Source organism: Variovorax sp. DAIF25, from assembly GCF_050711835.1.
Classification (GTDB): Bacteria; Pseudomonadota; Gammaproteobacteria; order Burkholderiales; family Burkholderiaceae_C; genus Variovorax.
Genome location: NZ_CP136636.1, coordinates 889,546 through 906,972, shown reverse-complemented (window position 1 = coordinate 906,972; position 17,427 = coordinate 889,546). Strand labels below are relative to the sequence as shown.

General features: G+C 71.3%; 6 protein-coding genes. All 6 read right to left on the bottom strand.

The genetic code is table 11. From position 1 onward, the window contains the following. Positions 1-8: 8 nt before the first annotated feature. The gene (gene gspM / locus R0232_RS04110; RefSeq protein ID WP_431511316.1) at positions 9-587 is read right to left on the bottom strand and encodes a type II secretion system protein GspM; all 579 of its coding nucleotides are present in this window, start codon (positions 585-587) and stop codon (positions 9-11) included. Beyond that, entirely contained in the window at positions 584-1,813 is a 1,230-nt protein-coding gene (gspL, locus tag R0232_RS04105; protein ID WP_431511315.1) for a type II secretion system protein GspL, read from the bottom strand. Before gspL ends, gspM begins: the two co-directional genes overlap by 4 nt. Continuing rightward, positions 1,813-2,769 (bottom strand): type II secretion system minor pseudopilin GspK, encoded by a 957-nt coding sequence (gene gspK, locus R0232_RS04100; RefSeq protein ID WP_431511314.1) that lies wholly within the window; start codon positions 2,767-2,769, stop codon positions 1,813-1,815. Before gspK ends, gspL begins: the two co-directional genes overlap by 1 nt. A 99-nt stretch (positions 2,770-2,868) precedes the next feature. Further along, positions 2,869-3,321: a type II secretion system major pseudopilin GspG gene (gspG, locus tag R0232_RS04095; RefSeq protein ID WP_398492902.1), complete on the bottom strand. Its 453-nt coding sequence runs from the start codon at positions 3,319-3,321 to the stop codon at positions 2,869-2,871. 176 nt (positions 3,322-3,497) lie between these two features. Continuing rightward, the gene (locus tag R0232_RS04090) at positions 3,498-4,184 is read right to left on the bottom strand and encodes an RNA polymerase sigma factor (protein ID WP_431511313.1); all 687 of its coding nucleotides are present in this window, start codon (positions 4,182-4,184) and stop codon (positions 3,498-3,500) included. Between the two features lie 84 nt (positions 4,185-4,268). Then, the gene (locus tag R0232_RS04085; RefSeq protein WP_431511312.1) at positions 4,269-17,294 is read right to left on the bottom strand and encodes a filamentous haemagglutinin family protein; all 13,026 of its coding nucleotides are present in this window, start codon (positions 17,292-17,294) and stop codon (positions 4,269-4,271) included. Positions 17,295-17,427: the final 133 nt, after the last annotated feature.

Sequence of the window (17,427 nt, the reverse complement as noted above, 5' to 3'; positions counted from 1 at the left end):
TCGCATCATCATCGATTCCCTGATTGAGGCCGCGCCGTCAGCGCGACCGTGGCCCGGACGTCGTTCCGGCCATCGGGGCCGGCGTCCTCGGACCGTTGCAACATGGCCTTGTTCACCGTCATGCCCAGCGCGCCGGGCGCGGCGAGCAGCCAGGCCGCGACGCGCGACGCATCCGCGGCGCGTTCGATCTCGATCTGCAGCTCGGCACCCGCCTCGCTCAAGCGGTAGGCGCCGGCCAGGCCCGCCGCATCGAGGCTGGCGCGCACGCGGCCGGCCGGGTCGCGCGCGGCATCGCCCGCCACCACGGCGGGGCCGCCCACGTCGGCCAGCACGTCCTTGAGCGCCGCGGCCTGCGAGCGCAGGCGCGGCAGCTCGCCGTCCCAGTAGCGCAGCGTGTCCAGCGCCGGCTTGATGCCCAGCAGCCAGACGGCCGCCACCGTCACCACGCAGAGCATCGCGAGGACCTGCCCGCGCTCGCGCCGCGACAGGGCCTTCCAGCGGCCCTGCAGCTGGGCCCGCAGCGGCTGCAGGCGCGCGTGCAGCGGCGATGTCCAGCGCTGCCAGGATGCGGCGGCCAGGCGCGTCATGGTGCGGCTCCGTTCTGCGCGGCGGTCTTCGAAGCGGCGGCCGGTGCCACGCCGCCCTCGCCGCCCTGCTTGGTCTCGGCGAGCGCCACGCGCAGGCCGCCCTCCTCGGGCAGGAGCTGCAGACCGCGCTGCTGCGCGCTCGCCTGCAACGTCTTCAGTTCGTCGGCACCGAGCACCACGCCCGCGCGCCAGCGCACGCGCAACTGGCCGTCGCGGAAGTCCAGGCCCTGCACCTGCCCCTCGGCCTGCGCGAGCACCGCCGTGGAGGCGCGCACGAGCGCGGCGAAGTCCGCCGATTCGATGCCGCCCATGGTCGTGCCCGCGCGCCGCGCATCGCGCAACTGCCGCGCCTGCTGCAGCGGGTTGAGCACCACCGGCAGCTCGGGAAACGCGGCCTTGACCTGCGCCGCCATCTGGCGCGTCAGGGCCTGGCCTTCGGCGGCGACGCGCGCGGCCTGGAGCTGCAGGCCGAGCAGGCACACGGCGGCGGTCGCCACGCTCCAGCCGATGGCCGGGCGCAGCCAGCGCCGGTCCGCGCCCTCGCCGCCGCTCGCGGCCATCGGCAGCGTCCACGCCCATCCGCTGCCGGCGAACGACGACGCCTCGGATTCGGCCAGCCAGTGCAGCGGCAGCGTGCCTGGCAGCAACGGCCGCAGCCGGGCTTCGAGCTGCACCGGGTCGGCCTGCGCCGCGGCCAGCGGATGCACCATGCCGCTGCCGGCACCGGTGCGCACGATCGCCCAGCCATCGACGCGCAGCGCGGCGAGCCCCTCTTCGGGTGCCGGCAGGAAGGCCGGCGGCGCCAGCACCGCCTGCACCGCCAGGCCGTGCTGGCGCAACGCCCGCAGGCAGGCCGACAGCGCCTCGGCACTCATCCAGGCCACCGGGACGCGGCCCGTGCCATCGCGCGCACCGATGCCCACCGCCAGTTCGGTCGGTGCGGCCAGCGCCAGCAGCTCGATCGCGCCGAGCACCGCGACGCGCAGGCGCGCGGCGGGCAGCGGCGGCAGCTCGAGCGTGGTCATCGACACGTCGCCCGGATGCGGACAGACCTCGACGCGCCGCGGCCGGGAAGGGGTGGACAGCGCGGCGAGCGCCGCCAGGTTCTCCAGCGTCGCGCCCTGCCAGCCCTGCGCCGTGCGCCATGCGCAGCGCACGGGCGCGGGCGCGGCCTCGACGGCGCGCGCGGGCGGCAGCATCAGGCGCAGCAGGTCCACGCGTTCCATCAAGCCCCCTCCCGCAGCCACATCACCTGGGGCAGCACTTCCTTGTCGTCGTACAGCAGGGCCTGCATCAGCAGCGTGGTGCGCGAGGTCTGCAGCGCGCTCGAGAGGCGGAACCAGCGGCTGGTGATGCCGATGAGGACCGCGCTCTCGTCGAGCCCGGGCATCTGCAGCCGGTTCACGAAATCGCCGCGGTTGATGAACCACTGGCCGTTGTCGCGCGCCTGCAGCACGGCACGCGCGCGGTCGAGCGACAGGCCCGGCACCCACGCGGCCAGCACCTCGGCACGCGCCGTGTTGGCATTGATCCAGGTGCGCTGCGGCAGCACCGTGAGATAGGGCCGCAGGCGCGCCACGCTGCCGGCATCGACGCCGGGCACCGCGAGCAGGTCGTCGACCGTGCGCAGCCGCGGCGCCTGTTCGCGCGCGGGCAGGCTCTCGAGGCCGAGCTGCCGGGCGGTCTCCTCCGCGGCTTCGCCCTCCGCCACCGGTGCGGCGCCGGCCGGCCGCCGTTCCGCCTCCACCAGGCTCACGGCCACGCGGCGCGCGATGCGGCCGGCCTGGTCCGGCGGCACGCCGACCATCGCGCACAGCCGCAGGAAGACGCCGCCCTCCACCGGATCGAACTGCCCGGCGTTCACGAGGTTGCGCAGGTTGAACTTGGACTGCTCGTCGACGATCTCGGTGAAGGCCAGCGCCGGCTCGCCCTCGATCCGGCCGAGGACCTGGCCGTCGACCGGCTGGCTCCAGGTACCGTCGAGGCGGGTGTAGGGCGCGCGCTGCGCCGCGGCGCGCAGCACGGTCTGCGCGCGGCCGACCTCGCCGCGCAGCAGCCACTGCGCCTGTGCCCGCGTCTGTGCCGACTGGGCCGCGCGGATGGCCGCGGTCTGCCGCTCGAGCAGCGCGCCCGCCAGCACCGCGATCACCGCGACGACGAGCAGCGCGGCAACGACGGCCATGCCGCGCTGCCCATGCGCCGGCCGGGTGCACGCTTGTCTTTCGCGAGCCTGCCTTCGCAGGCCCGCGGGCCGCTCCCGGACGCCATCCATGTCCGGGCCCTAGAGTTGCCAGGAACCGATGTCGGCGTTGGCCTTCTCTCCACCCGGCTCGCCATCGGCACCGAGCGAGAACACGTCGATCTCGCCGTTGGTGCCGGGGTTCAGGTACTGGTAGGGCTTGCCCCAGGGATCGCTGGGAAGGCGCTCCAGGTAGTTGCGCCAGTTGGCCGGGATCTTGCCCGAGGCCGGCTTCTCCACCAGCGCGCGGATGCCCTGGGAGGCGCTGGGGTACTCGCCGTTGTCGAGCCGGTACAGCTTGAGCGCCTGCATGATCGCGCCCACGTCCTGGCGTGCCGCGATGGCGCGCGCCTGGTCCGGTCGGTTCATGAGGTTCGGCACGATCAGCGCCGCGAGCACGCCCATGATCACCAGCACCACCATCAGCTCGATGAGCGTGAACCCCTGCTGCGGCGCCTGGCGCAGATGCTTCCGTCCGAGAATCCCTGCGGCCATGTCGTTCGCTCCAGTCGCTACCGTTTGCAGCAGGAAATCATGGCGGGGCCGCGTGTCAGGCTGATGGAAAGAACTCGGGAGGATTCGCGCGCCCTGACGCACCGCATGAGTCGTTTTGCTCTACCCCGGTGCCCTTTCATCTCGAACATGTCGAGCGAAGACGTCACATTCGCCGCTCAGGCGCGGCAGTGCCGCGCGGCCGGCTGCGCCGCGGCGGAATTCGAGCCGGCCTGCCGGCGTGTTTTTCGCGGCGCCGGCGCGGTGGTCGCGCGCAGTTCGATCCCCGCATGCACCGTCTGGCCCGTGGCCTGCGCGCAGTGCGCGAGCGCCTGGCGCAGCGCCGTGTCGACGCTGCGCAGCGAGATCTGGTGCCGGTCCGCGACTTCCTGGCGCGTCTTCTCCTCGAGCCGCAGCGCGACCAGCACGGCGCGATGGCGGCGCGGCAGGTGCTGCATGGCGCGATCGACCGCGTGCACGTCCGAGCGCGCCTCGGCGATCGACTCCGGGCCCGGCGCGCGGTCGACCAGGAACTCGAACAGCGCCTCGCCATCCTCCACATGCGGCTGCGGACGGTTGCGGCGCAGGCAGTCCACCGCCACGTTGCAGGCCGTGCGGTAGACGTAGGCCTCGGGGTTCTGCACCGCCGGCGCGGCCATGTCGCCGAGCCGCAGCCAGGCGTCGTGCAGGCTGTCGCTGGCCAGGTCGGCATCGCCGAGATGGCGCAGCAGGCGCCGGTGCAGCCGGCCGTAGTTCGCGACCAGGAACTCGCGCAGCGCGCTGCCCGCGTCCTCGTGCGCCTCGCGGTCCGTATGGCCGCCGGCCTCCGGCGACTCCAGGCACAGCCAGGGACTCATGTCCAACATGGGAACCTCCGCATCCAGGGTCTCGTGGGATCGCTCACGCCGTGCCGCGCACGGGGCGCGCGGCACGGCATGGGCGACCGACTGCTACTTGCCTCGGCGCAACTCGCGCTGCTCGGCCTCGGTCAGCTTCGACATCACGGCCGGGTCGAAGGCATCGCCGTGCGCCGCGATCTGCACGAAGCTGCGCGGGTCGTAGGGGATCGGTGCCTTGCCCTGCAGGCCGGCGCGCGGCGGCGGCGGTGCCTGCTTGCCCTCTTCGGCCGGCTCGTTGCCGAAGCCCAGCACGCGCACCGTGAACACCGACGGCAGGTTCTGCCGCGCCACGGCGCGCTCGCGCTGCATCGCGTCCTGCGCGGCCGCGACCGCGGTGGAGGCCGCCGCGCTGGCATTGGTCAGCGCGGCGACGTTGACCGCCGCGACCACCGGGATGCCGGTCGACTTGCCCTGGCTCACGATGTTGTCGGCGTTCACCACGTGCAGCGCCGCGATGTTGACGTCGCCCGAGACCCGGATGCCGGCTTCGCCCGCGTCGATGGTGCCCAGCGGCGCGATCAGGTCGATGTCGCCGGCCGGCACTTCCGCGATCGGCGCCAGCGTCGCGATGCCCGCGCCCGTGCTCGGCACGTCCGAGGACAGCGTCACGTTGCCCCACGTGTCGTACTCGCGCTTGGGCGGCGTGTAGACCACCGTGGTCTTCGAGCCGCGGCCCGCGTTGATGTCGCCCTCGGCCGACCAGGCGAGGATGCTGCCGCCGAAGGTGGTCATGATCCGGCTCTGGCCGAGCAGGATGTCGTCGAGCGCATAGAGGTGGATGTTGCCCGCGCCCTGCGTCACGAGCCCCGGCACGACGCCCGGCAGCGCCACCGGCGCCTGGCCCTCGACACCGAAGATCTGGCTGCCGCCCGGCGTCAGCGTCTCGATGTCGCCGCCGAACAGGGTGTTGACCCCGGCCGCGCCGTACATCGTGATGCCGCCCTGGTAGACGATGGGCCGCGCCTGCGCATCGGCCGTGGGGAAGAGCGCGGCGATCGCGTTGCGCCCGCGCAGGTAGCTGCCCTCGCGGGCGTTGCCGGCCTCGTTGTATTCGCGGCCGCCGGCCTTGAGCTCGGCGAAGTACACGCCCCGCGCATAGACGCGCTGCTGCTCGGGCGAGAGGCGGTTGAAGACCGTCAGCGCGTCTTCCGAGCCGTCATAGCCGTAGCGTTCCTCCAGCCAGTTCACCAGGTGGAGCTGGCTCGCCGCGCGGTAGTCGTTGCGCAGGATGCGCTTGGGCAGGCTGCTGTCGGCGTCGCGGCGGGCCTGCAGCTGGTCGAGGAAGGCCGGCGCGTCCTTGTCCTCGCCCCTGAAGCCATGCACCTCGCGCAGCCAGTCGGCCAGGGTCAGCTTGCGGCTGTAGACGTAGGGCACCTTGCCCGGCTGGCTGGCCAGCGAGGCGCCGCTGTCCGCGAGGTTCGCGGGGTCGAGGTAGCGCCGCAGGAAGCCGGCGTAGTCGGCGCCCTGGCTGCCCAGGCCGGCCTGCATCACGATGCCCGCGCCGGGCCGCGCGTCGCCGGGCACCACCGGGCCGATGCTGCGCACGGCGGTCTCGCCGTACACGGGCACGCCTTGCAGGGTCTGTCCGACCTGCCCCGCCATCAGGATGTTGCGGCCCGCGCTGATCTCTAGCGTGCCGGGGCCGGCGACATCGAAGCTGCTGTAGAGGATGTCGCGGCCGGCCTGGACGATGGAGACGTCGGTGGGGTCGTTGTGGACGAAGAGGTTGCCGGTTCGGGTGCCGGAGCCGGGGCCCGAAGAGGTCAACGACAAGTCGCCCGGAAGAAACGGCGGTGCTTGCCCGAGCACGGACCCGGAGCGGACGATGTCGCGCCCGGCACGCATCCAGACCGGACCTGAACCCTCGTACCACGTCTGTCCGGTCCGTCCCCCGCCCGTGAACGCCAGGGTTCCGCCACTCTCGAGGCCGAGGATGTCGCCGTCCCTCGCGTACAGCCGCGTCGGCGTCACGGTCTGGCGGATGGCGGTTGCCGCCGTGTCGGGACCAAAGACGAACAGCGGATACCTGTCGCCCGAAGAGAAATCCGGGTAGTTGGCATCGTCCGACAAGTTGTGCGGCGCCATGGTCAGGACGCCATCCTTCCGTTGGACGGCCGCGAAGGCAGGTCTCGAGGGCGTCGGCAATGCGTCCGTACCAGCACCGGACAGACTCACGACATAGCCGCTGGCATAGATGGAGTCTCCCGCAAGAAGACTCAGCCCGGCGTTGGCCGATGGCGCGAGCAGAAGCGATTGCCCCAGCGTCGAGTCGCCTCGCAGGAACATACTGCCCGAGGCAGCCACCGCGCGAAGCTGCGACGGGTAGACCTGCCGGCCGTCCGTCGCGTCGTAGTCGTGCAGTGGTGTGCGCTCGGCAGCCTTCGGCACTGGCGTCACGGGTGCGAGATCCCCGCCGCCGGACATCAGGTTGATGGCGGTGTTGCCGGTCCACAGCGAGAACCAGCCGTGCCCACCCGACTCGTAGCGAGCGCCATCGAAGGTGTAGGGCAACAGGTACGGCAGCGGCGCGCGTCCCGGATCGCCGCTGCCCGCCACGACCAGGTCGCCGCGGGTGTCCAGCGTCGCGGTGGCGTCGCCCAGCTTCAACACGAGCCCGCCCGTCGCGGTGCCGAGCGTGGCCGTGTAGGGATCGTAGGCGCGAACCTCGCGGGCATCGGCATCGGGAGGGCCGCTGCGGTAGTACGTCAGCGCGATGCCTCCCAGCTCGCCGGCCTGCATCTGCACGGCACCGCGCAGGTTGGTCAGCGCGCCATTGAGGTTCAGGTCCTGTGTGCGGTAGAGATCGGGAGATGCGTTGGGATCGCCAGCGGGGTTCGAGGCACGTGCCTGCAATCCGGCATTCAGGTTGCCGCCGATGCGCAGTTGCAGATCGCCCCCTCCCGTGAGCATCAGACGGCCGTCGGCGGCCACCCGCCCGGTGCTCCCCACGGCCAGTGCCAGGCCTTCGCTGCGCGGCCTCGCACCGGCATCGCCGCCGCGACGCGAGGTCAGGCCGGCATTGCCGCCCACCTCGATGTTCAGGTTGCCGCCTCCCAGGGTACCGATGCCGGTGAAGCCGACCAGTTCCGGGATCGCGATCACCTCCGGAACATCCGTGAAGTGCAACCCGGCGTCCGTGTTCATCGCAGCGGATCCAGGCACATAGGTCCCGAAATTGATCCACCAGGCCGTGGCGATCGGGTCCACGCCGGCCGTGCCGCCGCTGGCCTGGCGCCACAGCCAATTGCCGATGTCGGCGCTGCTGCGTTGGGGGCGCAACTCCTGGCCGGCAGAACGCGGTTCATAGCGCGCGAGCAGGTCGCCCCTCAGATCGCCTCCCGCGCGCAGCAGCAGGTTGCCGCCGCCATCGGGATACCAGGCCGCATAGGTGCTGTTCGTCTCGCCGTCGACCAGCGATTCGTAGATCGAACCCGCCGACGGCAGGCCCTCGGGCGGCACGGCCGAGTTCTTGGTGCCGAGGTAGGTGCCGTCGGCCGCCTTGCCGCGCGCCCGGTCGAAGGCACCGGCCTCGCCTCCGGCGCGAGAGGCCGTGGACGTGCCCGCCGTGTAGATGCCGTAGAGCGAGTGCGTGGAGACATCGCCGCCAGCGATCAGGTCCAGGTCGCCGGTCCCGGTGCGAAGCACGCTGAAGTTCTGTGCCAGCTGATGAACCTTGATCACCCCGCCGGGAACCCATTTGTCCGGTGTGCCGGGAATCTCGGGCGTCGCCTCGCCGAGCGAGATGCAGATGCCCGGATCCATGCAGGCCGACTGCAGATCGTCCGAAACGGGCGTGCCGGGCTTGAAGCCGTAGACCTCCGCGCCCAATGCGTCCCATATGTAGCGGACTCGCACGCAGATGCCGGCGTCCATGCAGGCCGACTCCAGATCGGCAGGAACCGGCGTGTTGGGTTCGAAGCCATACACCTCCGCACCCAGCGCGTCCCAGTACCACTTTCCCCCCGGCTGCGCCGGCGTGCCCGGCTGACCCGGAACCAGCGTCTTCTGGCGCTGCTCGTACAGGCTGTAATGCGTATCGGCCAGCACCAGGCTGGCCTCGGTCCACGGCTGCACGGTCCGGGTATCGGCCGCGGCGGTGTCGGCACCGGCCACGAGGCGCAGCGACCACGACAGCGAGCCTTCGGGCAGCATGGCCCCCACCGCCCAGTTGCGTCCCATGCGGCCATCGGTCACCGTGCGCAACGGCACCGACAGTGCATCGCCCGGCAGCTTCACGTCGGTCATCGACGGAATCAGTGCCCCCGTCGGCAAGGCCAGGTTGCCGGCCAGCAGCACCGCCCAACCCGGCAGCGGCACGCCGCGCGGCCAGATCATCGCCTTCAACGCGGCCTGCGCCGGCAGCACGCTGCCGGCATCCAGGCGCGCGCCGGCGGGCAGGGTCACGCCCTGCCGCAACACCGTGCCGGCGGGGTACAGCACATTGCCCGCGGCATCGCGCACCGCGGAGCGCAGCACCGTGCCGGCCGGCAATGCCAGCGCCTCGCTGAGCGTCGCCTGCACCGGCACGACGGTGCCGGCCGGCAACGACAGGTCCTGGATCGGCAGGTCGTAATTGAGCACCTTGCCGCCCACGAAGCGCGTGCCTTTCGCGAGCGTGACGCCCGGCCCCGGCACCACCACGTCGCCGCCGAAGGCCTGCACGCCCGGCGTCAGCACCCAGCCCTTGTCGTCGGGCGTATCGGGCGGCGGCGCGAAGCCGTCGTTGATGCTGCCGTAGATGGAGAGATTGCCGCCCGCGCGGATCGCGAGCGCGCCCGGCTCGCCCGAGCCATAGACGCCGGTCTTCTGCACGTGCGGGTTGAGGCTGGCATAGCGGTAGCCCGACAGGTCGATGTCGCCGCTGACGACCATCGCGCCGTCGGGCGTGGCACTCACGATCTCCACGGCCGGCCGCAGATGGAAGGCGTCGCGATAGCTCGCGTTGTTCAATCCCGCGAGCTTGCGGTTCAGCAGGTCGGCATTGGCCAGGGCCTTGCCGATGAATGCCGTGCTGGCGCCGTGCTTTTTGTCGAGGTATTTCTGGTCGATCACCTGATAGGGCCGGCCATCGGCGGACAGGTCGAGCACGGGCTGTCCGTCCGGGCCCTTGACCTTGCCGTACTCGGCGTCGGCGTAGCGCTGCACGGCATTGACCGCGATCGACCGCGCGCCCCGGATGTCGAGCCGGCCGCTCGCATCGATCGCGATATCGCCATGGGTGGCCGCTGCGCTCGTGCCCGCGCCGCCCGCGCCATCGATGCGTGGCGCATACAGGTCCAGCGTGCCGCGCTCGCGGCCGTCGTACAGCGCGGGACGCGCCTTCACCCGCGCATCGTCGGTGCCGTGGCGCAGGTCGATGCGCGCGCCTTCGGCCAAGGTCAGCAAACCGTCGCCCGAATTGAGCTCGACCATGGCCCGGTTCGGGCTGTCGATGATCTGGCCGTAGCTGTCCAGCCGCAGCTGCGTGCCGTGCGCGTCGAGCACGGCACTGCCCGCCAATGTCAGGCCCTGCTTCGCGGCCAGGCGGATGCTTCCGACGCGCTCGCCGCTGGCATCGACCGTGCCCGCCACCGTGAGATGACCGTTGTCCACCGAGACCTCGACCTGGCTGGCCTTGAGCTCGTTGCCGATGGTCAGGCTGCCCTGCTTCAACTGGAAGCTGCGCAGTCCGAACACCTCGCCGAGGTTCAAGCGCTGGTTCAGCGCCGCGAACTGCTCATCCAGGCTGCCGGCGCCGCCCAGGCGCTGGGCCCGCAGTTCGATGCCGCCGGCCAGGTAGGGCACCAGGGTGCCGCCCGCGTTGTAGCGGCCGCTGGCGCCGCCGAGGATGCGGCCCTGCAGGTCGACCAGGCCCGCGGCCTCGTCCAGTGCGATGGCGGTCAGGCGCCCCGCCTGGTTGTTGTCGGCCGAGAGATCGATGACCGACTCCGCGGCCTGGCGGATGTTGCCGCGGCGGCTTTCCAGCGTGGCATCGCCGCCCCAGCTGTACTGGGTGGCGCCCGGGTCGTCGAAGAAGGTGATGCTGCGTCCCGCCAGGTCGAGGCGCGCCCGCGGGCCCAGCACGAGGTCGGTCTCGGCGGTGAGCGTGAGCTTGCCGCTGGGCAGCGCCACGGTGGTGTCGAGGTTCAACGCGCCGCCGGCCGTCAGCGACAGTTCGGCGCCCAGCGCCTGGATCGGTGCCGCATCGGCGGCGCCCGAGGCCGGCGCGGTGACGGAGATCGCCCCGCCCGCCTTGATGCGGTTGACCGAGCCCGCTTCGCCGGTGAACAGCGGCGTGACGATGTTCAGGTTGCCGCCGCTGTACTGGTAGCCCTTGCCGGCCACGTACTCGCCCTGCCGCTGGTAGACCGCCAGCGTGCCCTTGTTGTTCGCGGTGATGCGCTCGCTGGCCGCGAGGTTGACGTTGGCGAAGCCCAGCACCTGGCGGTCGAGCGCGCTGATGCCATCGGGCTGGCCATAGGGGCCGTAGCCGAAGCTGATGCGCTCGGCCTGCAGGTCCAGGCTGCCGCTTCCCGTGCCGGCGCCATCGGCCACCACCGCGCCGGGCTGTCCGGCCGCGCCATTCCAGATCAGGTGGCCGGTCTGGATCCGGGCCGTGTCGCCGACACCGCCGTAGCCGTAGATGGCCGGCGTGGTCAGCATCAGGTTGTCCAGCCGCGACTTGCCGTTCGCGTCCAGCGTGGACAGGCTCACGGAGCCAAGGAAGTTCAGCGAACCACCCGCGATCAGTTCCAGCGTCTCCAGCGCCGGCGCGCCGGCCTCGGTGTCGCCCTGCAGCAGGCGGTCCATCACCTGCTGGTTGAGTGCGAGACCCGGGGCCAGCGCACCGCGGGCGCTCGCTGCGGCCAGCGATTCGGGGCTGCCGACATTGAAGGCACCGACCGCGAGGCTCAGGTGGCGCGTGCCGTAGCGCACCGCGCTGTCGAGTTCGAATTCGTTGTCGGTGGCGAAGGCGATGCTGCCTTCCGAATACAGGCGGGTCGTTCCCGTGCAGTCGCCCGACGCACAGGCGCCGACGCGGATGGGGCCCGGCGACCCGTTGTCGGTTTTTCCCGGCGCCAGCCATTGCAGGCGACCATTGGAGACCGCCACCACGCTGGTGATGCCAGGCTGGTAGATGAATCCGTTGCCCGAGTCGTAGGCCGCCGCACCTTGCCCCAAGGTGCTGATGACGGCGCCGCGCTCGATCTCGATGGGCGCGCTGTCCACCGCGTTGCCTTGGGTGATCAGCATCACTTCGGGCGCCGTGAGCACCGCGCCGCTGCGCACGACGATGCCGCGGGCGGGTGCGGCACCGAGGTTGAAGCGCACGAGGTTGCCCCCCTGGCCGTACACCGCCAGCGGCATGCCGCCGATGGCGATCCGGTTCACGTCGATCTTGCCGAGGTCCGCGGCTCGCAGCGCGGCGCCGTGCGCCATGTCCGGGGCACCATCACCCAGGATCTCGATCGTGCTGCCGAGCACGGCCAGCGTGCTGCCGTACCCGCCCTTTGCCGGATTGCCGAGCACCGTGCCGTCGAACCGGAAGCTGAGCTCCTGCCGGTTCGCCGTGCGGTCGGCCAGTTCGAGCAGCAGGGCCTTGGCATCCGCCTCGAACTGGGCGCGCGGCACACCGAGCCGCGCGGCATCGGCGCGCACGAAATCGGCGTAGGAGGTTTCGTTGTACTGCGAGTAGGTGCGCAGCACGTCGGCCGGTGTCAGGATCACCTGGCTGGCCAGGCTGTCGCCGATGGAAGTACCCGCCACCGACAGGCGGCCCGCGGTGGACCACGAGCGATTGCGCATCGCCATAGGCACCGTCGGCACGCCCTGTTCCCGTGCTGCGCCCGCGCCATTGATCTCCACGCGGAAGGCACCCGGCAGCAGCGCATAGGTCGAGGGCATCAGCGTGTAGGTGCCCGCGGGCAGGCCGGGCACGCCCGCGCCGATGGTGATCTGCTGGCCCACGAGCGGGTCCACCGCGCCTGCTTCTCCACCCAGCGGTGCCTGGCTCGCCTGCTTGCCCGGCACGATCGCGTAGACCGGATTGCTGCCGAGTCCAGGCAGCGTGAAGCCACCCTTTGCATTGATCTGCACCAGCGGATTGAAACGCGCATCGGTGGAGCCTCCGCGTCCCGACACGAAGCCCGCGCCCGCGAGCGTGCCGCCGCCCGACAGATCGATCGTGGCGCCTTCGCGCACGTCCACGTGCTCGCCCAGCAGGCGCACGCTGCCCACGGCGGCCGTCCCCACGCCCTGCAGCTTGACCTGCTCGCCGGCGTACTGCCAGGCCACGCCGTCACTCGTGCCGCCATAGGGCATGACCAGGCCCGCCGCGCTGGCGGAGGTCTCGCTGCCCGCGAGCAGGTTCACGGCGCGCGTGATGCTGCCCGCGTCGCCGCCCTTGTTCACGCCGAGATTCAGCGCGCCCAGCGGCGCGCGCAGCACGCCGCCCTGATCGATCACGGCCGCGCCCAGCGTGAGGCTGCCGAACACCGAATACGGCAGTTCGGGCAGTTCGTCGGTGGTGCGCGCCAGCGTCAGGATGCGCTCGGGATCGAAGCCGGGGACCTTGCCGCGCCAACCGGCATAGACCGCCGCCTCGACGCCGGTGACCGGATAGATCTGCGCCGCGGCCAGGGTCAGATCCCCCGGCGCGTAGAGCGTGCCCGAATCGAAGCGCAGATCCCCGCCGCTGCGCAGTGCGATCTGCGCGATGCCGCGCCGGTCGATCAGTTGGTCGTCTGCACTCGCAATGCCCGGAATCGTCAGCCGCCCACCACTGCCGAGGCCCTTGCCACCGCGCACCTCGAGCAGGCGGCCTGCTTCCAGGCTCAGGCTGCCCATCAGAGGTTGCCCGGAGACGTTCAGCCGCGAATCGCCATAGTGCATGCCCAATCGATCGATGCGCGCGTTCGAAGGTCCCTCGAGCAGCGCGGAGGAAATCAGGCGCACGAAGGGTGCCGCCAACCGGACCCGGCTGTCCGCAGGCGCAGCGTCGGTCCATCCGAGCGCACCGGCATAGAGATTCAGCGCCTGACCCAGCGTCAAGGAAACGTTGCCATCGAAGGCGATCATGCCGCCGCTGTGCAGGGTCAGCGTATCGAAGCCGCCGGCCTTGACCTGATCGGCGCCCAGGCGTGCATGGCCGTATGTCAATTGGCCTGCGGCTTCAGCAGCTTCGATGCCGACGGCCAGCGCTCCCGGCGCCTTCTCCTGGCCCAGCACCAGTTCGCGGATCTGACGCATGAGAGCTGGCGTGGCTTGAGAGGTGTCGGCGACGACATTGAAGTTGGCGATGCTCACCGACAGCTGGCCACCCGCCGCCCCTGTACCACCGGCCAGCGCACGCATTTCGCCATCGAGGTAGAGGCCGTGGTTCGATCCGAGTGAAATCGCCCCCCCATTGCTCGCCACCGCCACGCGGCCCTGTCCCGGCACGTCGAGAATTGCCTGGGCGCCGGAGGCATCGAGCAGTGCGCCTTCGCGCAGCACCACGAACCGGTCCACGGCCGAGCTGCTGCCGTCGCGCGGATCGACCTCGCCACCGATCACGATCTGCCCGCCATCGCCCACCAGGCCATAGCGGCGCCCCTGCACGTCCATCGCAGTGGCCGCGCGCGCGGCCACGTCGAGCACGGCATGCTCGCCGATCCAGACCGACAGCCCCTTGGCTTCGTCGAGGCTCAGCCGTGCGGCGACGCTGCCCAGCTCGATGCGACCGCCCCAGGCATCGAGCCGGCCGTCCACGGTCAGTTGCCCGGCGCTGCGCAGCGCGATGGACTGCCCGGGGTCGACCGCGACGCGCGCATCGCGGCCGATCCGCAGCGTGGTCGAACCCGCAGTCGTCGTGGCATCGCCGGCCTGCAATTCCAGGCTGGCGCCGGCACGCCGGGTCAGCACGCCCGCCGTGGGATCCTCCTGGTACAACGGCGGCGCCCAGACCTCGAGCGCCGCGGAAGACGGGCTGCCGGTCGGCAGATCCTTGGCGCCCGCCACGAGGCGAAAGACCGGCATCCTCGCCTCGACCTGCGCACCGTCGGCCACCGTCGTTCCGTGCTCGCCCACGACCTTGTAGCGCGAGAAGCCCTGGGTGAAGAAGTCGCCATCGAGGCGCAGCGTCCCGAGCTCCGCGGGCGCATCGGGGGCGCCGCCGATCAGCACCCGCCCTGTCTGCAGATCCAGAGTGCCGCCGCCCGCGACACCGTGGGCGCGCAGTTCTCCCTGCAGGGTCAGCCCGCCCTCGACGGGTTCGGAGCCCGCACCGGCACTCGCGGCGCCGAGACCGGCCTGCAATGTGATGTCACCGCCCTTGCCGCCCTTGACACTGGCATCGCTCATGATCGCCGCGCCCGAGGACACATCGATCAGCGAGCCCTGCGCCAGCGTGACATCGCCCGTGCTGCGCAGCGAGACGCGCCCACCGTTTCGGTACGGCAGCGCGGCGATATCCGCGGGGTCCTTCAGCAGGTTGCTCCACAGGCCCTGCGTGTCGACCTTGACGCCATCCGCGACGGTGACACCGGCCGTCACGCCGTTCGGCGCCGCCAGGATGGTGTCTTCGATGCGGAGGTTGCCGCTGACCTGCTCGAGCACATTGCCGAGGCGGATCGTTCCGCCCGCGCTGCGGAGATCGGCCTTCACCTCGACCTGCGGCCCATACAGCGTGATCTCGCCGGCCGGCGCCATCTGCAGCGCGCCCTCCACCGCGATGCGCCGGCCCGCGGCGATCCTGATGCCGCCGAGCTCGAAGCCGCTGAGCTGCGCGCTGTCCAGGTACAAGGTCGTGCCGCGGTCGTCGGGCAGCACGCCGTCCAGGCCCAGGCCGGCGGCGATCTTGCGCGCCTCTTCGGCGATGACCACGTTCTGCGGCGTGTCGGCATTGGCGCTCAGGCCGTACACCCAGCTGCCGCTGCTCTTGACGTAATAGGGTACGTAGCTGCCCACCACCAGCTGACCGCGGCGCGCCACCGCCTGCTGCGACTGGTTGTAGCCGTCGAGCGCGGCCTGCGCCGCCTGCGTCTGGCGGCTGCCCTGGAAGGTGTCGCCCGCGATCTCGCCCTCGAGCACCGCGCTCTTCGTGCCGATCACCAGCACGCCGGCATCGCGGCCCGCGGTGTAGCCGCTCTCCAATCGCCGCTGCGGGCCGATCAGCGGGTTGTAGAAATAGTCGGTGGTGTTCTTGCCCCAGCGCGCGTGCTCGTCCTCGAAGCCCTTGTACAGGCCCTTGTAGAGCAGGTCGCCCGGCGCCCTCGACACTTCGTAGAGCCGGCCGTCCGAACCCTTGAGCCAGCTCTGCCTGAGAAAGCCGGTCTGCACATCGAGCGTGCCGCCCGACAGGTTGACCAGCGAGCCGCTCTGGGTGACGACGTCGTTGCCCGAGAACTGCACGATACCGCCCTGCGCCATCCATTCGCCCACCGTGTGGCCCTGGGTGCCCAGATAGCCCGACACCTCGAGCAGCCCGCCGGCCGTGTACCAGCGGTCGCTGGCATAGCCGTTGGTGCCCTTGGGCACGAAGACCAGGCTGCGGCGGTCGATCCAGACGTCGTTGTTGTTGAGGCTCTTGCCGTCGCGGTTGATCGGGGCATCGCGCTGTTCGTTGCCCTGGATGTTGACCTTGACGTTGTTGGACTCCATCGAGACCTTGACGCCGATGGCGCCCGAGACGTCGATGAGCGCGCCATCGCGCACCAGGCTGCGCCGCTTCGCATCGACCATCACCTGGCCGCCGGTGGCCAGCGTCAGCGAGCCGCCCTCGAAGTCGGCCGTGCCGCCGCTGCCGATCTCGATGCGCGAGAGATCCCTGCGGTCGTTGCCGGCCGCGACGATGTCGCCCGTGCTGTCGATGACCGGCGCCATCAGACCCGCGCGCTGGCTGTCGAGCGCGGTGGCATTGCCGGTGTCCAGCACGATGGCCGTGGTGCTGCCCGCGCCCAGCGTCACCGTGCCGGCATCGCCGATCGCCTTCAGGTGGACCGTGCCGCGGGTGTTGACCGAGGTGCTGCTCAGGACCACGCCGTCCTGGCGCACCTCGCGCCCGGTCAGCGTGACATCGCCCAGCGGCGCCTGGATCAGCCCGCTGTTGACGACCTTGCCCGCCAGGCTGTCGGGGCCGAACGCGGGCGTCACCTCGTTGCCGCGCGTGGTGGAGAGCTGGTTGCCGGTCGAGCCCACGCCCTTGCGGATGAAGAAGCTGTCGCCGGCGGCGAGCAGCGTCTGGCCCGACGGCGTGGTGATCTGCCCGGCGTTGTGCACCTCGCTGCCCAGCAGCATCACGTAGCCGCCGCCCTGCGTGGCCGACTGGGGCGTGCGTGTGCTGATCTGCGCGCCGGCCCGCACCTCGACCTTGCCCAGCGCATCGGTGAAGCTCGCGGTCGTATCGCTGCCGTACACACCGCCGCCGCGGAACTGGTCGTCGGTGATCCTGGCCGCGGCGGCCACGAGGTTGCGCGTGTCGACCTGGCTGGTGCCCGAGAACACCACGCCGTTGCGGTTGGCGATCAGCACCGTGCCGTCGGCCTTGATCTGGCCCTGGATCCGCGAAGGGCGCGCCTGCGGATCGTTGACCTTGTTGAGCACGGCCCAGCTCGGGTCCTGCTTGAAGTCGACCGTGGTGTTGCGCCCGACGTTGAAGGTCTCCCAGTTGAGGATCGCCTTGTCGCCGGTCTGCTGGATCTCGACATTGGTGCGGCCATCGACCTGCGTCTGCACCGGTGCATTGGCGTTGTGCCAACCGGCGGTGAGGCTGTTGGTGTCGATCTCGAGGCCGCCCTCGGCCAGGCCGTCGGGCACCGAGGGATCGTTGCCCGCGGCGCGACGCGCGGCCGCCTGCGCGGCCTGCTGCGCCGCGATGCCGCGTGCCGCCAGGTTCAGGTTGTTGATCGAGCGGCCGAGCTGCTCGTTGGCACGCTGCTGCTGCGCCTGCGGGCTGGTCAGGGCCGATGCCGCCATGCCGTTGGCCAGCCGGCCCGTCTGCACCGCGGTGCTCTGGTTCAGGTTCTTCTGCGCCATCCAGCCCGCACTGAAGGCGCGCTGCGCGTGCGCGCCGCCGATCATGCCGCCCGCCGCCACCAGCACCGCGATGGCCCGCGCCATCGGGGCCAGGCGCCATGACGACGTGCCCCCCGCCTGCCCTGCCCGTTCCCTGCCGCTGCCCCCGCGTGTGCTCATGAGTATTCCTGCCGAAGTGGATGTCGAAACCAGGCCGGCTGCACGCACCGTGGCGTGG